General features: G+C 71.7%; 18 protein-coding genes. 9 read left to right on the top strand and 9 right to left on the bottom strand.

Features of this window, described 5'->3' with window-relative positions; genetic code table 11:
- Positions 1 to 16 precede the first annotated feature (16 nt).
- Positions 17 to 1402 carry an FAD/NAD(P)-binding protein gene (locus tag O9K63_RS10985; RefSeq protein WP_277237793.1) on the bottom strand — a complete coding sequence of 462 codons (1386 nt, stop codon included), beginning with the start codon at positions 1400 to 1402 and terminating at the stop codon, positions 17 to 19.
- A 58-nt stretch (positions 1403 to 1460) separates the two neighbouring features.
- On the opposite strand from O9K63_RS10985, the gene O9K63_RS10980 reads away from it, so the two are divergent.
- Complete coding sequence (locus O9K63_RS10980; RefSeq protein WP_277237791.1) at positions 1461 to 1862, top strand: DUF1801 domain-containing protein; 402 nt, start codon at positions 1461 to 1463, stop codon at positions 1860 to 1862.
- On the opposite strand, the gene O9K63_RS10975 is transcribed toward O9K63_RS10980, so the two are convergent.
- A complete protein-coding gene (locus tag O9K63_RS10975; protein ID WP_277237789.1) occupies positions 1863 to 3143 on the bottom strand; it encodes a DUF2786 domain-containing protein in 1281 nt (426 codons plus the stop codon).
- Between the two features lie 126 nt (positions 3144 to 3269).
- Positions 3270 to 4172 (bottom strand): LysR family transcriptional regulator, encoded by a 903-nt coding sequence (locus O9K63_RS10970; protein ID WP_277237787.1) that lies wholly within the window; start codon positions 4170 to 4172, stop codon positions 3270 to 3272.
- A 93-nt stretch (positions 4173 to 4265) separates the two neighbouring features.
- Between O9K63_RS10970 and O9K63_RS10965 the strand changes: the two genes are divergently transcribed.
- Both O9K63_RS10965 and O9K63_RS10960 read left to right on the top strand, forming a co-directional pair.
- Positions 4266 to 4427 (top strand): hypothetical protein, encoded by a 162-nt coding sequence (locus O9K63_RS10965; protein ID WP_277237786.1) that lies wholly within the window; start codon positions 4266 to 4268, stop codon positions 4425 to 4427.
- A gap of 224 nt (positions 4428 to 4651) precedes the next feature.
- Entirely contained in the window at positions 4652 to 5269 is a 618-nt protein-coding gene (locus O9K63_RS10960; RefSeq protein ID WP_277237784.1) for a hypothetical protein, read from the top strand.
- 66 nt (positions 5270 to 5335) lie between these two features.
- On the opposite strand, the gene ppdK is transcribed toward O9K63_RS10960, so the two are convergent.
- The 4 genes from ppdK to O9K63_RS10940 all read right to left on the bottom strand — a co-directional run bounded on the left by ppdK (position 5336) and on the right by O9K63_RS10940 (position 10649).
- The gene (gene ppdK, locus O9K63_RS10955) at positions 5336 to 8035 is read right to left on the bottom strand and encodes a pyruvate, phosphate dikinase (protein ID WP_431190391.1); all 2700 of its coding nucleotides are present in this window, start codon (positions 8033 to 8035) and stop codon (positions 5336 to 5338) included.
- 181 nt (positions 8036 to 8216) lie between these two features.
- Positions 8217 to 8747 carry an SRPBCC family protein gene (locus O9K63_RS10950; protein ID WP_277237782.1) on the bottom strand — a complete coding sequence of 177 codons (531 nt, stop codon included), beginning with the start codon at positions 8745 to 8747 and terminating at the stop codon, positions 8217 to 8219.
- A complete protein-coding gene (locus O9K63_RS10945) occupies positions 8747 to 9262 on the bottom strand; it encodes a GNAT family N-acetyltransferase (RefSeq protein ID WP_277237781.1) in 516 nt (171 codons plus the stop codon). Before O9K63_RS10945 ends, O9K63_RS10950 begins: the two co-directional genes overlap by 1 nt.
- 187 nt (positions 9263 to 9449) lie before the next feature.
- On the bottom strand, positions 9450 to 10649 hold the full coding sequence (locus O9K63_RS10940; RefSeq protein ID WP_277237780.1) for an MFS transporter: 1200 nt from the start codon (positions 10647 to 10649) through the stop codon (positions 9450 to 9452).
- Between the two features lie 127 nt (positions 10650 to 10776).
- Between O9K63_RS10940 and O9K63_RS10935 the strand changes: the two genes are divergently transcribed.
- The 4 genes from O9K63_RS10935 to O9K63_RS10920 all read left to right on the top strand — a co-directional run bounded on the left by O9K63_RS10935 (position 10777) and on the right by O9K63_RS10920 (position 14261).
- A complete protein-coding gene (locus O9K63_RS10935; protein WP_277237778.1) occupies positions 10777 to 11247 on the top strand; it encodes an SRPBCC family protein in 471 nt (156 codons plus the stop codon).
- A 302-nt stretch (positions 11248 to 11549) separates the two neighbouring features.
- Entirely contained in the window at positions 11550 to 12353 is an 804-nt protein-coding gene (locus O9K63_RS10930; RefSeq protein WP_277237776.1) for a hypothetical protein, read from the top strand.
- A 10-nt stretch (positions 12354 to 12363) separates the two neighbouring features.
- Positions 12364 to 13173 (top strand): crotonase/enoyl-CoA hydratase family protein, encoded by an 810-nt coding sequence (locus O9K63_RS10925; RefSeq protein WP_277237774.1) that lies wholly within the window; start codon positions 12364 to 12366, stop codon positions 13171 to 13173.
- The gene (locus O9K63_RS10920) at positions 13170 to 14261 is read left to right on the top strand and encodes a GNAT family N-acetyltransferase (protein ID WP_277237772.1); all 1092 of its coding nucleotides are present in this window, start codon (positions 13170 to 13172) and stop codon (positions 14259 to 14261) included. The genes O9K63_RS10925 and O9K63_RS10920 overlap by 4 nt, the downstream gene beginning before the upstream one ends.
- 34 nt (positions 14262 to 14295) lie before the next feature.
- Here the strand turns inward: O9K63_RS10920 and O9K63_RS10915 are convergent, their stop codons facing one another.
- Together O9K63_RS10915 and O9K63_RS10910 are read right to left on the bottom strand one after the other, a co-directional pair.
- Positions 14296 to 14556 (bottom strand): GlsB/YeaQ/YmgE family stress response membrane protein, encoded by a 261-nt coding sequence (locus O9K63_RS10915; protein ID WP_277237770.1) that lies wholly within the window; start codon positions 14554 to 14556, stop codon positions 14296 to 14298.
- Positions 14557 to 14594: 38 nt separating this feature from the next.
- Positions 14595 to 15878, bottom strand: coding sequence for a saccharopine dehydrogenase family protein (locus tag O9K63_RS10910; protein ID WP_277237769.1), 1284 nt, complete (start codon positions 15876 to 15878; stop codon positions 14595 to 14597).
- Positions 15879 to 16100: 222 nt separating this feature from the next.
- Between O9K63_RS10910 and O9K63_RS10905 the strand changes: the two genes are divergently transcribed.
- Both O9K63_RS10905 and O9K63_RS10900 read left to right on the top strand, forming a co-directional pair.
- Positions 16101 to 16382: a hypothetical protein gene (locus tag O9K63_RS10905; RefSeq protein WP_277237767.1), complete on the top strand. Its 282-nt coding sequence runs from the start codon at positions 16101 to 16103 to the stop codon at positions 16380 to 16382.
- On the top strand, positions 16379 to 17611 hold the full coding sequence (locus O9K63_RS10900; RefSeq protein ID WP_277237766.1) for a cupin domain-containing protein: 1233 nt from the start codon (positions 16379 to 16381) through the stop codon (positions 17609 to 17611). Before O9K63_RS10905 ends, O9K63_RS10900 begins: the two co-directional genes overlap by 4 nt.
- Positions 17612 to 17617: the final 6 nt, after the last annotated feature.

The raw sequence follows: 17617 nt of genomic DNA, 5'->3' as shown, positions 1-17617 counted from the left end.
GGTCGCGGTACCTGCCTCAGTCGCGAACGCCTCGCCGCGCCGACTCCAGGAGCGCTTCCCGGTCGTGCAGGGTGGTCCGGGGGCGGCCCTTCGACTCCCCGAGCGCGATCTCGGCGGCGTCGATCGCGTGCCACCCGTCGACGTCGACGTAGCGGACGCCGCGGGCCGACAGGTGGGTGGTCACCGCGTCCGGATCGGGTTGGGCCGCACGTGGGAGCTGCGGCGCATCGGCGATCAGCGAGTGCACCGTCGCGGTGGCGTCCTTCTTGTTCGTCCCGATGATGCCGGTCGGTCCGCGCTTGATCCAGCCGGCGACGTACTCCCCGGGGACGACGGTGCCGTCGTCGACGACGCGGCCCTCGTCGTGGGGCACGACGCCACGGGCTTCGTCGAAGGGGACACCGGCAAGCGGCATCCCCTGGTAGCCCACGGACCGCACGACGAGGTCGGCATCGATCGTCGTGTACTCACCTGTCCCACGCAGTGAGCCGTCCGCGTCGAGCCGGGTGCGTTCGACGCGGACTCCGGTGACCCTGTCCGGTCCGATGATCTCGACCGGCTGGGAGAAGAACCGGAGCCGGATCGTGCGGCGGCCTCGGGCCGGCGTCCTCGTGGACCACTCCTCCAGGACCTCCAGGTTGCGCTCCCGGCGCCGCTCACCCTCGATGTCGGCCTCGCTGACGGGGTCGAGCGCGAGGTCGTGCGCGTCCACGAGCACGTCGGCCCCGGCGAGCTCCCCGAGCTCCTTGAGCTCCTTGGTCGTGAAGGCGGCCTGGGCCGGGCCGCGGCGCCCGAGCACGGTGACGCTCGTGATGCTGCTCGCCGCCAGCAGGTCGAGCACGTGCTGGGGCATGTCCGTGTGGTCGAGCTCGGGCGCGGTCTTGCTCAGCACGCGCGTCACGTCGACAGCGACGTTGCCGACACCGATGACCACGGCGGACGTCGCTGCCGTGATCGCGGCCTCCACGCGCTCGCCCGCAGCGTCCGGGTGTCCGCAGTACCAGTTGACCAGCTCCGTGGCGGAGATGGCGCCGTCCAGGTCCTCACCGGGGATCTCCAGGCGCTGGTCGGTCGCCGCGCCGTAGGTGAAGACGATCGCGTCGTAGAACCGGTGCAGCTCCTCGACGCCGATGTCCGTACCGACCTCGACATTGGCGAGCAGCCGCACGGCGGGGTCGTCGAGCACGGTCTCGAGGGTGTTGCGCACCGAGCGCAGGCTCAGGTGGTCAGGGGCGACCCCGTACCGGGCGAGTCCGAAGGGGGCCGGCAGCCGATCGAAGACGTCGATGCTGACCTCGACCTCGTCGTGCTTGGTCAGGGCGTCGGCAGCGTAGAGCCCCGATGGTCCCGAGCCGATGATCGCCACCCGGAGCGGGCGAGGCGCGGATCTGTTGTCTGGCATAGGTGCTGCACCCTCCTCGAGCCAGTCTAGGAGGACGATCGCGATCTAGGCTCCGCTTATGACTGACGACCGCAAGACCAGGCCCACCGACGCCTCGGCCGACGAGGTCATCGGCGCGGTGGCCGACGAGCGTCGTCGGACGGATGCGCAGGAGGCGCTCGCGCTCATGCGCGAGATCACCGGGGTCGAGCCGGTCGTCTGGGGGCCGTCGATGATCGGATTCGGCACCCAGCCGTACACGACCGCCGACGGCAAGGAGCGGGAGTGGTTCCGCATCGGCCTGGCCCCGCGCAAGGCGGCACTGACGCTGTACGGGCTGACGTTCTACGGGTCCAATGCGGACCTGCTCGAGCGGCTCGGAAAGCACACCATCGGCAAGGGGTGCGTCTACGTCAAGCGGATGTCCGACATCGACCACGCCGTGCTCCGCGAGCTGGTGGAGAGGGCCTGGGCCGAGTAGTCACCCCTCGACGGCCTCCGCACCGGAGAGTGATGCCCGGTCGGCCGCGGCCGTGCCGGAGTCCCAGCCCTCGGCGTCGGTGACCGACGGACCTCGTCGCGTCGTCAGGGCCGGGAACATCTCGTCCACGGCGTCGTCGACGGCTGCTCGCCGCTCCTCCAGCAACGGCACCAGCTCACGACCGTTGCCCGCAGTCGCGCCGAGCTCCTCCGACATCGTGCGGACCTCGGACTCGGTGGCCTCACGGAGCCGCTCGCCGATCCGTACGGCATAGGCCGCGAGGAAGGAACGCCGGAAGGCCGTGGTGCGTGAGCGCCCGGCGCGGTCGGTGCGGCTGCCCTGCTTGGTCATGGTGCTCGTGGCCTGGATGAGCAGTGAGGTGAAGAGGGTCTCGACGGCCACCTGGTCCTCCCGGTGGCCGATGAGGGTGACGAAACCGAGATCGCGACTCCAGACGGTGCGACATCGATTTGCATCGGCGACCTTGTCGAGGAGCACGACCTTCTGCATCTCGTAGGGGTTGTCCACGCCGAGCCGCCGTGCGCCCGGACCCGAGGCGGCTGAGCCGGCTTCGGTCGCGGCCAGCACGGCGGCATCGATGCTGTGCCGAGCCATCAATGACTGCGCGCCAGCGGTGAAGGTGTCTGCCTCCGCCTCGTAGGTCGTCGACTCGGCCTTCGCCAAGAGGCGGCGCACCCGCTCGAGGATGCGTGGGTCCACGTCCCGCACCCTCGCCGAGCCGCTTTCCGGTGCGGCTTCGCCCGGGCGGGGGCCGATCCTCTCGATCTGGGGTACGTGCCAGATCGTGGCGATGAGCCGGGCACTGCTCGTGACGAGCGCGTGCCAGTCCTCGTCCTCCCCACGTGCCTCGAGGTAACTCTGGTGCGCGGGCCACCAGACGCGCGCGCCGAGGGCCTCCAGCTGCTCCCGCCACTCGGGATCGACCGTGCTGGGTGCGAACTGCGTCAAGTGGTGGACCATCGCATCGCCGAGGAGGTCACGTTCAGGTCGTTTCAGCGTTCGAGCGACCAGACGGTCCATGTCGACGGGCTGCCAGTACCCCTCCCACGCGATGCTGAGGCGCTCGTGCAGGATGCTCGTGACCGCCCAGCCGAACGCCGCGCGGTCGTACGGGGACGTGGTCGCGCCGATGATCCCGCCGACGGCCCGCTTCGATCGGCGGGTGTCGCCGTCGGACCACGCGGAGGCCGCCGCCATGGTCAGGTCGGCCATCCGCCGGACGTCCTGCTCGAGGTCGCGCTCGATCCCGAATGCCGTCATCCTCGTCCCTTCGTCGTGTCTCCGGACTCCTGGTCCACGGTCCCAGTCAGGGGGCAGCGCGACCACGCCGGCCGGACGAAGGTGGGGACGGTCACCGCCCTTCGCCATGGGTTGTGGACGAGCGGATCATCGCCGCCGGGCGGAGGCGGCGGCGATCTGCTGGAGCAGGTCGACCGCGAGCCCGGCCGCCTCGTTCGACCGAGCGACGGGTGCGGTGAGGGCGACGATGTCGCGCACCGGGTTGGGCTTGGTCAGGCGCAGCCGCCGCACCGTCCTGGGCAGGGACCGGCTGGCCAGGTCCGGCAGCACGGTGATGCCGACGCCGGCGGCGACGAAGGCCGTGGCCGTGTAGTGGTCCTGCGCCTCGACCGTGTAGCGCGGACGGAATCCCGCTGCGCGACAAGCCCGGTCGACCATGTCCTGGGTGATCCCCGCGGAGATGTCGTTGCTGATCCACTTCTCGTCGGCGAGCTCGGACATCTCCACGCGACGCCGGGCGGCCAACCGGTGGTCTGCGTGCACGAGCGCGACGAAGTGATCCGTCATCAGGGGCGTCACGAGGTGACCCGGGCGCACCGAGGTCGTCGGGTCGGCCGGGACGACGTCGATGTCCACCGGCGGTGACTCACCGACCGGGTAGCCCTCGGTGAGCACCATGCGCAGCGTCAGCTCGGGCATCTTGGCCTGGATGCGCTTGGCCAGCTGCGGCATCCACCGGGCCCCGGCCGAGGCGAAGTACCCGATCTCCAGCGAGCCGGTCGCTCCCTCGCGCAGGTCGGCGACGACCGCGTCGATGCGCTTCAGCTCCGACATCAGCGGTTCGCTCTCCTGCGCGAGCGTGTGGGCCGCCGGCGTGGGGGCGATGCCGCGGCCGTCGCGGGTGAAGAGTGTGAGCCGGGTCTCCTTCTGCAGCGCCGCGATCTGCTGACTCACCGCCGATGCGGACATCCCGAGGTGCTCGGCAGCGGCGTTGACCGAGCCCGAGGCCATGACGGACAGGAAGATCCTCACGCGATGTGCATCGACCATGCGGAGGATCTTAGACAACAATGAAGGAAAACTGGACGATCTGCCGAAACGCTGAATTTGAGAAGGATAGTTGAACTCAGCAGCATTGCGGTCATGAAGAAGTTCTGGATGAGCACCAAGGCCGCCCTCCGCCCCGCGACCGCGGTCAAGCACGCCCCCCGACGCGCGGCCGAGCACGACCAGGAGCACGCCCACCACGCGCCCTATGACCACCGCATGAGTGACCGCTTCCGCCCCTCGCTCTCCACGCGCTGATCGATCGCCGGGAGGAGGCGCCAGCCGGCCCGACCCCATCCCTCGTCACGGGCGCTGCCACCGGATCCCGGTGCGGCGCCCTTCGTCGTGTCCGATCGGGTTGCCGCGGCTAGGGTCGCCGGTGTGCAGGTCCTGAAACCCGTCGCAGTGATCATCGCCGGGAGCGGCCTCGCCTTCGTCCTCGCTGCTGCCGCGGCCCTCTGGGCGGCGCTCGCCGGCTTCGGATGGACCCGGCCAACTGGGATCCTGTTGCGGGGACCCGGCTGGTGCTCGTGTGCACGGCATTGGTCCTCGTCCACGGGTTGTGGATCGTGACGTGGTGTGCGTGGCGTGGGCTGGGATGGGCGCGATTCGTCGCGGCCGCCCTCCTGCTGCCGGTGACGGGTCTGCTGACCTGGCTGATCGGGTGGTCGGTGTGGGAGGCGTCGACGCGCGCCAACGGCTGGTCCTGGGGGAGCCAGCTGCTCACGCAGCTGTCGACCGGGAGGCCCTCGCTCGTGCCGATGGTCCTCGTCCCCGCAGTCGTCGTCGCGGTCTCGGTGCTGCTGACGGTACGGGTGCCCGCACGCGATCCCAGCGAGAGCATGTTCGTCCGTCCCGCGTGGCGCCCGCGGACCCTGCTGCGTGGCACCGCGGTCCTCGGCGCGGTCCTGGGCACCGTCGTCCTGACGGCGATCCCTGGTCTTCCTGCTTCTCGCCATGACCGGCCGGGTCTGACCCGACCATCGACGAAGGGGGCTGCGCACCGCACGGTGCGCAGCCCCCTTCGTCATGTGGCTCGGGGCGCGAACTCCCCCGTTCCGCGCGACTCAGCTGGACTTTCCCCCGGTTCGCCTGAGTAAGAAACTCGTGCGAACCGGGGGTTTATCGGGTGACCCGATAAACAGGGGGCAGGTGCGGCAACCCGACTACTTCGTCCCCACGTCGTCGGTGAGGACGACCGCACGCCCGGCCTCGAGACGCGCGACGGGAACGCGGAAGGGCGAGCAGCTGACGTAGTCGAGGCCTGCGTTGTGGAAGAAGTGGATCGACTCGGGGTCGCCACCGTGCTCACCGCAGACACCGGTCTTGAGGTCGGGATTGGTGTCCCGGCCCTTCTCCACGCCGATGCGCACGAGCTCGCCGACGCCGAGGGCGTCGAGGGTCTCGAAGGGGGAGATCGTCAGCACGCCGTTCTCCAGGTACTTCGGGAAGAACGCCGTCTCGACGTCGTCGCGGGAGAAGCCCCACGTCGTCTGGGTGAGGTCGTTGGTGCCGAAGGAGATGAACTCCGCCGTCTGGGCGATGCGGTTGGCCGTCAGGGCCGCACGCGGCAGCTCGATCATGCAGCCGATCGGCAGGTCCAGCGACTGGTTGTGGGCCTCGGCGACCTCGGCGATGATCTTCTCCGCCTGGGCGCGGACGATGACCAGCTCACGGTTGGAGCCGATGAGCGGGACCATGATCTCCGGCTGAGGGTCCTTGCCCTCCTCGCGCAGCCGCACGACCGCCTCGGCGATCGCCCGGATCTGCAGCGCGAAGAGGCCCGGGATCTTCAGCCCGAGGCGCACGCCGCGCAGCCCGAGCATCGGGTTCGACTCGTGCATCGAGCGCACGGCGTCGAGCAGTTTGCGGGCCCGGTCGACCTCCTCGCCGGTCTCGCCGCGCTCCTCGGCCAGGGCGACCTTGACGGAGAGATCGGTCAGGTCGGGGAGGAACTCGTGCAGCGGCGGGTCGATGAGCCGGATCGTCGTCGGGAGTCCGTCCATCGCCGTGAGCAGGTCGATGAAGTCCGCGATCTGCGGCTGCAGCAACTCCGCCAGTGCGGCGTCGCGCTCCTCGTCGGTGTCGGCGAGCACGACGCGCTCGATCTGATGACGCCGCTCACCGAGGAACTGGTGCTCGGTGCGGCACAGGCCGATGCCCTCGGCGCCGCGGTCACGGGCGCGCTGGGCGTCCTCGCCGGTGTCGGCGTTCGCGCGCACCCGCAGGCTGCGCCGTGCGTCGGCGTGGGTGAGCAGGCGGTGGACCGCGTCGAGGAGCTCCTTGGTCTCGTCGTCGTCGGCGATCGCCAGCGCGGCGTCCATGCCCTCGGAGATGTAGGTCATGACGGGGGAGTCGACGACGTGCACGTCACCGAGGAAGACCTCACCGGTCTTGCCGTCGATGGCGAGCGTGTCGCCCTCGTTGATGACGTGCTCGCCGACGCGGATCTGCTTCTTTGCCACGTCCACGACGAGGTCCTCGGCGCCGACGACCGCGCACTTGCCCATGCCACGGGCGACAACGGCCGCGTGCGAGGTCTTGCCGCCCCGGGCGGTGAGGACGCCGGCGGCGGCGATCATGCCGGGCAGGTCCTCGGGGGAGGTCTCTCGGCGCACGAGGATCACGGAGTCACCGCCGGCCTGGGCGGCCTCGGCGCTGTCGTTGTCGAAGGCGACGCGACCGACGGCGGCACCGGGCGAGGCGCCCATGCCGACGGCGATGAGGCTGCGCTCGGCATCGCGGTCGAACTGCGGGAAGAGCAGCTGGTTGAGCTGCTCGCCGGTGACCCGCTCGAGCGCCTCGTCCATGGTGATGAGGTCCTCGTCGACCAGCTGGGTCGCGACGCGGAAGGCGGCGCCGGCGGTGCGCTTGCCCACGCGGGTCTGCAGCATCCACAGCCGGCCGCGCTCGACCGTGAACTCGATGTCGCACAGGTCGCGGTAGTGCGTCTCCAGGCGGCGCATCGCGGTACGCAGCTCGCGGTAGACGGTGGGGTCGCGGTCCTCGAGGTCGGTGAGCGCGAGGGTGTTGCGGATACCGGCGACGACGTCCTCGCCCTGCGCGTTGGGCAGGTAGTCGCCGTAGATGCCGGAGTGGCCGGAGGAGGGGTCGCGCGTGAAGCAGACGCCGGTGCCGGAGGTGTCGCCGAGGTTGCCGAAGACCATGGCCTGGACGTTGACGGCGGTGCCGAGGTCGTCCGGGATGCGCTCGCGGCGGCGGTAGAGGCTGGCCCGCTCGGTGTTCCAGCTGCGGAAGACGGCCTCGATGGCCAGGTCGACCTGACGGCGCGGCGTCTGCGGGAAGGGGGCGCCGGTCTCGTCCTGCACGATCTGCTTGTACTCGGCGACGATCTGCTTGAGGTGGTCGGCGGTGAGGTCGACGTCGGCGGTGACCCCGGCCTCCTCCTTGTGCCGGTCGAGGACGTCGGAGAACTTCTCGGAGTCGACGTCCAGCACGGTCTTGCCGAACATCTGGATCAGGCGGCGGTAGGAGTCCCAGGCGAAGCGCTCGTCACCGGAGAAGGAGGCCAGCGAGTGCACGGTGTCGTCGTTGAGGCCGACGTTGAGGACGGTGTCCATCATCCCGGGCATGGAGAACTTCGCGCCGGAGCGCACGGAGAGCAGGAGCGGCTCCTCGGAGTCACCGAGGGTGCGGCCGATGAGGTCCTCGACGTCACGCAGGCGCTGGGTGACCTCGACGCGCACCTCCGGCGGGACGCGTCCCTCGGACAGGTAGGCGCGGCACGCCTCGGTCGTGATCGTGAAGCCCGGCGGGACGGGTAGGCCCAGCTTCACCATCTCGGCAAGGTTGGCTCCCTTGCCGCCGAGCAGGTCCTTCTGGTCCCTGTCGCCGTCACTGAACATGTGGACGTACTGAATCACCGGTGGCCTCCTTGCGGCGTCTGCAACCCGCCCACTATGGCACCGACGGCGCCCCGCGTCCGCAGCGGTTCCGCTGCGCGGTCGGGACCGCCGTTCGACACGGCCGGCGGAGGGTGCCGCCCGCGTGGGCGCGGACCACCTCACCCGGGACGCGAAGGGGGGTTCAGCCCTGCGCCGGGTCGCTCCGGTGGTCGCTCTCGAGCTCGCTCTTCAACCGGTCGAGGGTGCGTCGGATGTTCCCCGCCTGGAACTGCGCGAAGGTGCTGCCGCCGGTGGCGACCTTGTCGAAGAGCCGTGCCACACCGTCCGGCCAGGGGCGGTCGTCGGTCCACGTCTCGGTGACGCGGGTCCCCTCCTCGACGGACTCGAAGCGGTAGTCCCAGGTGGCGATCCTCGCGCGGACCCGGGGCGTGCGCAGACCGATGCGGTGCACGCGGAAGGTGAAGCCTCGGCCCGGGTCGGCGGCGGTGACGACGCACCCGGTGACCCACTCGGCCGGGCCGCGCCGGTTGGCGCCGACGAAGGAGGTGCCGACCGTGAGCCCCCCGGGGCGGCCCGTTGCGTGCTCGATGGTGCCGCCGAGGTTCTCCGGGCTCCACCGGCCCATCTGGGTGACGTCGCTGACGGCCGCGTAGACGGTCAGGGGGTCGGCGTCGATGACGATGCTGTCGGAGACGGTCTTGTCGCGGGCCATCACGCCACGGTAGGCGTCGGCGCGCCCACGCGCGTCAGCGCGTCCCCGTCGAGCCGATAGGTCTCCCACTCGACCTGCGGCGTCGCGCCGAGCGACTCGTAGAAGGCGATGGCCGGTTCGTTCCACCGCAGCACCGTCCACTCCAGCCGCCGGTACCCGCGCTCCGTCGCGATCTGCGCGAGGTGCACCAGCAGTGCCTTGCCGAGTCCGGAGCCGCGGTGCTCCGGCTCGACGAAGAGGTCCTCGAGGTGGATGCCCTGCTGCCCGGTCCAGGTGGAGAAGGTGAGGAACCACAGCGCCATCCCGACGACGCGAGGGGTCCCCCCTTCGTCCGCCTCGACGACGTGGCAGAAGGCCGTCGGAGTGCCCTCGGAGGGGAAGAGGACGGCCGCGAAGTCGGTCTCGGTCGCCTCGACGGAGTCCGGCTCCCTCTCGTAGACCGCGAGCTCCCGGACGAGCCGCAGGATGTCGGGGAGGTCGCCGGGAGTCGCCGGCCGGATGTCGGGGTGTCTCATGGGGTGGACCCTATTGTGCGGTGCAGAGCGCGACGACGACGGTTTCCGAAGTGTCCCGGCGGCTACGCTCCTGCTCCATCTCGCGGGCACTGCCCGTGTGGTGGAGCAGGAGCGGAGCCACTGGAGGATGCCGGCTGCCCCACCGGCCCGTCGCGCGACTGGCGCGGGGCGAAGGGGGTGGGACAACTCAGTCGAGGGTGGTGCGGCCGCGGTGGATCCGCAGCGAGAGAAGCAGGATGACCAGTCCCGCGACGGACAGGCCGGCGCCGACGAGCGACGGTGCACGCCAGCCCCACCCGGCGGCGAGGACGACGCCACCGAGCCACGCGCCGAGGGCGTTGGCGATGTTCAGGGCGGCGTGGTTGCCGGCGGCGCCGAGGGTGCGCGCCCTGCCGGCGACCTCCATCAGTCGCAGCTGGAGCGCGAGGACGAAGGCCGAGACGGAGATGCACACGAGGAGCAGGACGACCCCCGCGGGGATCGCCGAGTCCGCGGCCCACGCGAAGGCGGCCAGACTCGCCCCCGTCGCGACCGTCGACCACACGAGGGTGTGCAGCACCGAGCGGTCGACGAGGCGGCCGGCGACGATCGTGCCCAGCAGCCCGCCGATGCCGTAGACGAAGAGGTAGATCGGGACGGCGTCCGCGGGCAGACCGGTCTGGTTGCGCAGGATCGGGGAGATGTAGGAGTACATCGCGAAGACACCGCCGAAGCCGATGGCGCCGATGAGCAGGGTCAGCCACACCTGCGAGTCGAGGAAGGCGGCGAGCTCGCTGCGCATCCGGGCCTCGCGATCGCCCGGCTGGTGGGGGACGAGGACGCTGACGAGCGCCGCGGTCAGCAGGCCGATGGCCGCGACGAGCCAGTACGCCGAGCGCCAGCCGGTCTGCTGCCCCAACGCGGTCGCCAGCGGCACTCCGGCGACATTGGCGATGGGGATGCCGAGCATGATCCGGCTGACCGCCCACCCGCCGCGACCGGGCGCGACGATGTCGAAGGCGACGATCGAGGCGATGCCGAAGAAGGCGCCGTGCGGGATCCCGGCGACGAAGCGGGAGAGCATGAGCGTGCCGTAGCCGGGGGCCAGCGCGCTCGCGGCGTTGCCCAGCGCGAAGAGGAGCATCAGCCCAACGAGAAGCTCGCGCCGCGGCAGCCGGTTGCCCAGGACGGCGATCGTGGGAGCGCCCACGACGACGCCGATGGCGTACGCGGAGATGGTGTGCCCGGCCCGGGGGATCGTGGTGTGGATGCCCTCCGCGATCTCCGGGAGCAGCCCCATGGTCACGAACTCGGTGGTCCCGATCCCGATGCCGCCGAGCACGAGGGCCGCCAGGGCGAGCGTGGTCGGTCGACCGTGCTCGACCGGTGAGGGCGAAGGGAGGGGCACGCCGCACATCCTCCCCCAGCGTCGGGGTCCTCGCGGCATCGCTCGGGACGTGGGGCCCCCTGCTCACGCGGTGGGGCCGGTCACGACCACCCCCGCGGCGCGGGCGTCCGTGCATAGGGTTCGACACATGACAACCACGAACGCACCGCTGCTGGAGACCGAGACCGAGATCGCCGCACCGCCGGAGGCCGTGTGGGCCGTGATCACCGACCCGCGCGCGCTGGGCGGCCTCAGCGACCAGGTGATGCGCACCCACGTCGTCGGCACCGCTCCGGTCGGGCTCGGCACCCGCACGGTCAACATCAATCGCCGCGGCCCGCTCGTGTGGCCGACCCGGGCGAAGGTCGTGCGCTTCGACCCGGTGCGCGACTACGCCTTCCGCATCAAGGACAACGCGAGCACCTGGTCCTTCGAGCTGGCGCCGACGGCCACCGGCACCCGGGTGGTCCACCGCCGAGAGGCGCCGAACGGCACGACGAAGGTCTCGCGCCTGCTGCAGGAGAAGGTCCTCGGCGGTGTCGCCGACTTCGACCGCGAGCTCACGGAGGGCATGGCCGGGACCCTCCAGCGGCTCAAGGTGCTCCTCGAGAGCAACTGACGACCGCAGTGCCCCCAGGGGGCCGCGGGCCCCCTCGCACCCTCCGGTGAGCCCCCGGACGACATGGGTAATTCTCCCCATCGACCTCCCCGTGACTTCGGCCATAGGTTGTGGTGTGGAGGCAGGCGACAGGGGAATCGCCGGCCACCACCGGCCCGTGGCTCGCAGGGGAGTCACGGCAGACGCAGGCGGGACTCAGCAGGGGAGAGTCCCGCCTGCGTCGTCATGTCGGCCGGTGGACACGCGGCGCCGGCACGGGGAGGTGCCACCGACGCGTCGCGTCCTGTGTGACCATGCATGTCATGGCGTACCCACCCACCGGTTCCACCCCGACCCCGCCTTCCGGCGGATGGGGCGGTGGACAACCACCCGGTGGGTCGTGGCACGAGGAGCGGCCGGACCCGCAGCCGCCACCGCGCAAGGGGATCACCACCGGGGCCCTCGTCGCGATCGCCGGCGGCACCGTGCTCGTCGTGGTCCTCCTGTGCTGCATCGGAGGCTTCCTGCTGACCAAGGACGACGACAGCGGCGCGACGGAGTCGGTGACGAGCCCGTCCTCGGAGTCCACATCGGTCCCGAGCAGCACGAGCAGCACGAGCGGCACGTCGACCTCCTCGACCACGTCCACCACGAGCACCACCTCCTCACAGAGCAGCACGAGCAGCACGAGCAGCACGAGCAGCACGAGCAGCACGAGCAGCACGACGAGCTCCTCCCCGGACACCAGCTCCACCGCGGCCTCACCGACCTCGTCGCCCCCGTCGACCACCGGCCCGATCCCGTCGGTGGCCTTCCCGGACTCCTTCGGCGAGTGGACCAAGAGCGACAGCGCGACGGACACCCTGGCGATCTACCGGAAGGGCGATGACGAGGCGCTGAGTGTCGTCGCCATCCCCCGCGACCAGGTCGACGGCTTCTACGACCGGATCTGGGAGGACACCTCCAAGCACGGGGACATCACCTGCGGCAAGCTGAGCACCAGCGCGAACCACCAGTGCGTGGGCGTCGTGGACGGCAACGGCGTCCTCGTCTCCGGGTCCTCCGAGACCGCCGCCGAGACCGCCCAGATCCTGACGGAACTCCTCGCAGCGATCGCGGACGCCTAGGCTGGGGCGCATGCCTCGCCACGTCACGACCACGATCGAGGGCGGTGTCGCGCACCTGCGCCTGGCCCGACCCGACAAGCTCAACGCGCTCACCCTGGAGATGCTCGACGACCTGGTGACGGCGGCCCACGGGCTGCGCGCCGACCGCCACCTGCGCGCGGTCATCGTCTCCGGGGAGGGCGACTCCTTCTGCGCCGGACTCGACTTCGGCGCGGCGATGAAGGACCAGAAGGGGATCATCTCCCGGTTCGTCCCCCGCCCCTGGCGTGGGACCAACACCTTCCAGGAGGCGGCGTGGGCGCTGCGTCGCATCCCGGTCCCGGTCATCGCCGCCGTGGACGGCCACTGCCTCGGTGGGGGCCTGCAGATCGCCCTCGCGGCCGACTTCCGCATCTCCCACCCCGAGGCGACCTGGTCGGTCCTCGAGGGCAAGTGGGGGATCATCCCGGACATGTCGGGCGTGCACGCCCTCTCCCAGCTCGTGGGCATCGACGTCGCCAAGAAGCTGACGATGACGGCGGAGAAGTTCTCCGGGGAGCGTGCCCGGGAGCTCGGTCTGGTCACCGACCTCGCGCTCGACCCCGTCGCCGCCGCGACGGCGTTGGCCGCCCAGCTGTCCGAGCGTTCGCCGGACGCGCTCGCCAGCACCAAGCGGATCTTCGACGGCACGTGGCACAAGGGCCCACGGGCCACGTTCGCGCAGGAGCGCATCGAGCAGCTGGGGCTGCTCTTCGGCGCGAACACCCAGCGCGCCCGTCAGGCCAACACCAGGGGCGGGGCGCCCGAGTACCTGCCGCGCAGCAGGAAGGCCGTGCGATGACGGAGAATCCGCGAGCCGGCTTCCTCCCGATCGTCCCGCAGGGTCTGCCCGAGGGCTGGACGAGCCGCGCCCCGGAGGAGGCCGACGTCGAGGAGATCGTCGACCTCGTCCGCGCGGAGAAGCGCGAGGTCGAGGGCTCCGGCACCGTCGAGGCGGACGTCGTCGCCGGTGAGGCCGTCGGGCAGGGCGCCTGGACGCGTCGCCAGGTCGTCGTGCTCGACCCCGAGGGTCGCATCCGCGTGTGGGCCCGGGTCCACGACCGCGCCGCCGGTCGGACGAATGTCGACCTCACCGCCGACCCCGAGCTGAGCCGCGAGCAGGAGCAGCACCTCGCCACCATCCTGCTCAGCTGGGCCGAGCAGGTCGCCCTGACCATCGCGCGCGGCCGGGGGCTCGGCGGCACCCGGCTCGACGTCTCCGTGCACGAGGCGGACGACCGGCTGCGCTCGTTGCTCGAGCCCGCCGGCTACCGCCTCGCCCGCACCTGGCCGCAGATGACCCGGGACCGCCGGCCGCGTGACGAGTACCTCGTCGAGACCCACCACCGTGAGGGCGTCGTCGCCCGTCGGATCGCCAAGCGCGAGGACGGGACCCCCGTGGCGGCCGACCTGCAGGCGGTCTACCGGATGATCGAGGAGTCCTTCGCGGACCACTTCAACTCCTACCGGGAGTCCTTCCCGGAGTTCCTCGCCCGGCTGCGCGAGGCTCCCGGCCACCGTTGGGACCACTGGTGGATCGCCGAGATCGACGTCGAGGGCCAGTGGGTCCCCGGAGGGGCGGTCGCCGCCCTCGTGCTGCCGCCCGACGAGAGCGGGGCCGAGGGCACCTACATCGACTACATCGGCGTGCACCGCCTGGCGCGCGGGCGAGGTGTGGCCAAGGCGTTGCTGCACACGGTCCTCGCCGACACCGCCCGACGCGGCCGCAACCGCGTCTCCCTCGAGGTCGACGCGGACAGCCCCACCGGAGCCGACGGTCTCTACGAGTCGATGGGGTGGACCACGCGCTATCGCACCGAGTCGTGGCACCGCGACGTGCGCCTCGAGGGCACGGACGACCCGGTGCCCCGGGCCCGCCTCGACGGCTGACCGCGGGGTGGATCCGGGTGGGCCCGGGCGAGCCTCAGTGGTGCGCCCGGCGCCCACCCACCATCGACTCCGCCACACCGATGAGGAGCACGGCGGAGATCACGGCGAGGACGAAGCCGAGGACGTTGAGCTCCCAGATGCTGCCGGTGCCGAAGAACTGGGCGATGAGGCCACCGATCAGTGAGCCGACCAGTCCCAGCCCGAGGGTGGCCAGGATGCCCAGGTTCTGCTTGCCCGGCTTGATGAGGCGGGCGAGGGCGCCGATGATGAGTCCGGCGACGAGGAATCCGATCATGACCGACCGGTACCCGTCGGGCAGCGCGTCATGCGCGGTCAGACCACGCGGTGGGTCTCGATGACGAAGTCGTGCTCGCGCAGGCGGTCCACGAGAGCGGAGCCGAGCGCGACCGCGGGGGTGAGCACGCCCCCTTCGCTCGTGAGGTCGTCCTCGGCGAGGCAGAGGGCCGACTGCCCGAGCATGATCGCCGTCCCGCTGTAACCGGGGTCGGCGTCGGCCGCGACGGTCGTCGCGTAGCGCGCCCCGCTCGTCGTCGTGGCCACGACCTCCATCCGGAAGCGGCCGTTCGCCCGCGACTCCTCGTCCGGACCCTCGCCCGGTGACGGGAGCGCCTTGGCCAGGAGCGCGCGGGTCGGCCTGAAGGACATGCCGCCGACGAGGCCGAGCAGTCCGGCGGTCATGCCGGTGGCGGCGAAGGGGGCGGCCCTGCGCGTCCCGAAGTCGCTCACCTCGTGGTAGCGGAAGGCCCGGCCGTACCGCCAGTCCAGCAGGGCGTTGCTCCGGCGCACGATGCGCGTGTTGTACGAGGCCATGACGAAGGGGCCGGTCCAGTGGCCGTCGTCCGTGCGGCGCACGGGCAGACGGGAACCGAAGCGCCTCAGCCGTCCCTGCGGCGCCTCCGTCGCCCCGACCTCGGCCCGCTCGGCGCGGGTCGGCTCGGCCGCCCGGTCCGGACTGAGGCCGTAGGGGTCGGTCATCGCACGGCGCGCCTCGAGGGACTCCCGTGCGGCGATCGCCTGCTGGCGCATCGAGTCGATGGTCCCGCCGGAGAGGCCGCCCTTGAGGCTGCGCACGTAGAGGACCGTGTCGGTCAGCTCCCCGGCGCCCTCCTCGGCCGCCACCCGCGCGGTCTCGAGGACCCCGAGGTCGGAGGGGATGGAGTCGAAGCCGCAGGAGTGGACGATCCTGGCTCCACTGCGGTGGGCGACGTCGTGGAAGGCCTCGCTCGTGTCGCGGACGAAGAGGACCTCGCCGGTCAGGTCCGCGTAGTGCGTGCCGGCCAGCGCGCAGGCCTTGACCAGCTCGTAGCCGTACTTGGCGTAGGGCCCGACCGTGGTGACGAGCACACGGGTGGAGCGGGCGACGTCGGCACAGGCTGCGGGGTCGTTGACGTCGATGATCAGCCGGGGCCACGAGCCGGCGGCGCCGCCCAGCTCGGCCGCGACGGCGTCGAGCTTGGGCCGGGAGCGCCCGGCGAGCGCGATCCGCAGGCCCTCGGGTGCGTGGTCGCGCAGGTGGGCCGCCGTGAGGCGTCCGACGAAGCCGGTCGCGCCGACGAGGACGATGTCGTACTCGCGCCGGTCGGTGGGGGAGGTCATGACACGACAGTAACCGCTGCCGGGCAGGCTCCACGCGGACCGAGGACTCCCGGGGGCTTTTGCCGGGGGCGCCGCGTGGGTAGACATGGGGATGACGGCGGTGCATCCGTACCGCCCACCGAGAGCAAAGGAGAAGCACCATGACGCAGCCTCCGCAGGACACTCCGGACATGTCCGACGAGACGATCGGTGGGATGCCGACCGATCAGCCGCTCGCAGCCGGTGGCGACGGCGGCGCCGACGGTGCTGCCGGCGACGGTGGCGCTGATGGCGGTGCCGGTGACGGTGGCGCTGACGGCGGTGCTGCCGGTGACGGTGGCGCGGACGGTGGTGCCGGTGACGGTGGCGCTGACGGTGCTGCTGGCGACGGTGGCGCTGATGGCGGTGCCGGTGACGGTGGCGCTGATGGCGCTGCTGGCGACGGTGGCGCTGATGGCGGTGCCGGCGACGGTGGCGCCGATGGTGCTGCCGGCGACGGTGGCGCCGACGGCAGTGCCTGAGTGAACGACACCCCCGGGGCCGGTGCATCGACGAGGTGCACCGGTCTCCGTCGCATCACCGACCTCGATCCGGACCGGCTCGCGCAGATCTGGGGCCGGGAGCCCCGGCACGTCCCGGCGGAGTCCCTGCCCGCGTCGTTCGCCGACCTGCTCGGGACCGACGACGTGGACGACCTGCTCTCCCGGCGCGGGCTGCGCACCCCCTTCCTGCGGGTGGCACGGGACGGGCGGACGCTGCCCGACGCCGACTTCACCCGCGGTGGAGGAGTCGGCGCGGCGATCAGCGACCAGCTCGACGACACCGCCCTGCTGCGGCTCTTCGCCGAGGGGCACACCCTCGTCCTGCAGGGGCTGCACCGCACCCATCCGCCCCTGCTGGACTTCTCGCAGCAGCTCGCCGCCGACCTCGGGCACCCGGTGCAGGTCAATGCCTATGTCACCCCCGCGCAGAGCACCGGCTTCTCCGCGCACTACGACGTCCACGACGTCTTCGTCCTGCAGATCGCGGGGGAGAAGCGGTGGCGCCTCCACCCGCCGGTGCTGACCCACCCCCTTCGCGACCAACCGTGGCAGGAGCGCGCCGAGGCGATCGCGGACGTCTCGTCGGACCGCCCCCACCTCGAGGTCACCCTGCGGCCCGGCGACACCCTCTACGTCCCCCGTGGCTGGCTCCACGCCGCCACCGCGCTGGGCGGCGTGAGCACGCACGCGACCGTCGGGGTGCACGTGTGGCACCGCGGCCACCTCGCCGAGGCCCTCCTCGACCAGGCGCGAAGGGAGGTCCTCGCCCGAGCGGAGCAGCGCACCTCCCTGCCGCCCGGGGTGGACGTCGGTGATGCGGACGAGATCGGGGACGAGGTGGAGCAGGTGCGCACCGCTCTCCTCGACGCCCTGGCCGACGTCGACGTGCACCGGGTGGCCCGCACCCTGGCGGCACGCCACCGGGCGGGCCAACGACCCGCGCCGGTCCCCCCGGTCGCCACCGTGACCGCCGCTGACGAGGCGCTGGGCGAGCGACTGCGACCGCGGTCGCACCTCGCGGCCCGGATCGAGCGCGCCGGCGAGACGCACCTGCTGCTCTCCCGGGCCGGCCGACTGCGGCTGGACGAGGAGGAGGCGCGCATCGTGGGCCGCTGGCTCGAGGGCGAGCCCGTGGAGCTGGGTGACGCGCTCGCACGTCGCCTGCTCCTCGCCGGGGTGGGGACCCTGCCCGGGCTCCCGGGCGCCGGTTAGGGTCGA

The sequence above is a fragment of the Janibacter cremeus genome (assembly GCF_029395675.1).
Classification (GTDB): domain Bacteria; phylum Actinomycetota; class Actinomycetes; order Actinomycetales; family Dermatophilaceae; genus Janibacter; species Janibacter cremeus_A.
This window is presented reverse-complemented; position numbering and strand designations above follow the sequence as displayed.

What these genes read in the sequence shown, in the direction of transcription:
- O9K63_RS10965 (WP_277237786.1), top strand. Translation starts at nt 4,266, where the DNA reads ATGAAGAAGTTCTGGATGAGCACCAAGGCCGCCCTCCGCCCCGCGACC.
- O9K63_RS10970 (WP_277237787.1), bottom strand. Translation starts at nt 4,172, where the DNA reads ATGGTCGATGCACATCGCGTGAGGATCTTCCTGTCCGTCATGGCCTCG.
- O9K63_RS10980 (WP_277237791.1), top strand. Translation starts at nt 1,461, where the DNA reads ATGACTGACGACCGCAAGACCAGGCCCACCGACGCCTCGGCCGACGAG.
- O9K63_RS10925 (WP_277237774.1), top strand. Translation starts at nt 12,364, where the DNA reads ATGCCTCGCCACGTCACGACCACGATCGAGGGCGGTGTCGCGCACCTG.
- O9K63_RS10960 (WP_277237784.1), top strand. Translation starts at nt 4,652, where the DNA reads ATGGACCCGGCCAACTGGGATCCTGTTGCGGGGACCCGGCTGGTGCTC.
- O9K63_RS10920 (WP_277237772.1), top strand. Translation starts at nt 13,170, where the DNA reads ATGACGGAGAATCCGCGAGCCGGCTTCCTCCCGATCGTCCCGCAGGGT.
- O9K63_RS10930 (WP_277237776.1), top strand. Translation starts at nt 11,550, where the DNA reads ATGGCGTACCCACCCACCGGTTCCACCCCGACCCCGCCTTCCGGCGGA.
- O9K63_RS10985 (WP_277237793.1), bottom strand. Translation starts at nt 1,402, where the DNA reads ATGCCAGACAACAGATCCGCGCCTCGCCCGCTCCGGGTGGCGATCATC.
- ppdK (WP_431190391.1), bottom strand. Translation starts at nt 8,035, where the DNA reads ATGTTCAGTGACGGCGACAGGGACCAGAAGGACCTGCTCGGCGGCAAG.
- O9K63_RS10950 (WP_277237782.1), bottom strand. Translation starts at nt 8,747, where the DNA reads ATGGCCCGCGACAAGACCGTCTCCGACAGCATCGTCATCGACGCCGAC.
- O9K63_RS10915 (WP_277237770.1), bottom strand. Translation starts at nt 14,556, where the DNA reads ATGATCGGATTCCTCGTCGCCGGACTCATCATCGGCGCCCTCGCCCGC.
- O9K63_RS10975 (WP_277237789.1), bottom strand. Translation starts at nt 3,143, where the DNA reads ATGACGGCATTCGGGATCGAGCGCGACCTCGAGCAGGACGTCCGGCGG.
- O9K63_RS10910 (WP_277237769.1), bottom strand. Translation starts at nt 15,878, where the DNA reads ATGACCTCCCCCACCGACCGGCGCGAGTACGACATCGTCCTCGTCGGC.
- O9K63_RS10935 (WP_277237778.1), top strand. Translation starts at nt 10,777, where the DNA reads ATGACAACCACGAACGCACCGCTGCTGGAGACCGAGACCGAGATCGCC.
- O9K63_RS10945 (WP_277237781.1), bottom strand. Translation starts at nt 9,262, where the DNA reads ATGAGACACCCCGACATCCGGCCGGCGACTCCCGGCGACCTCCCCGAC.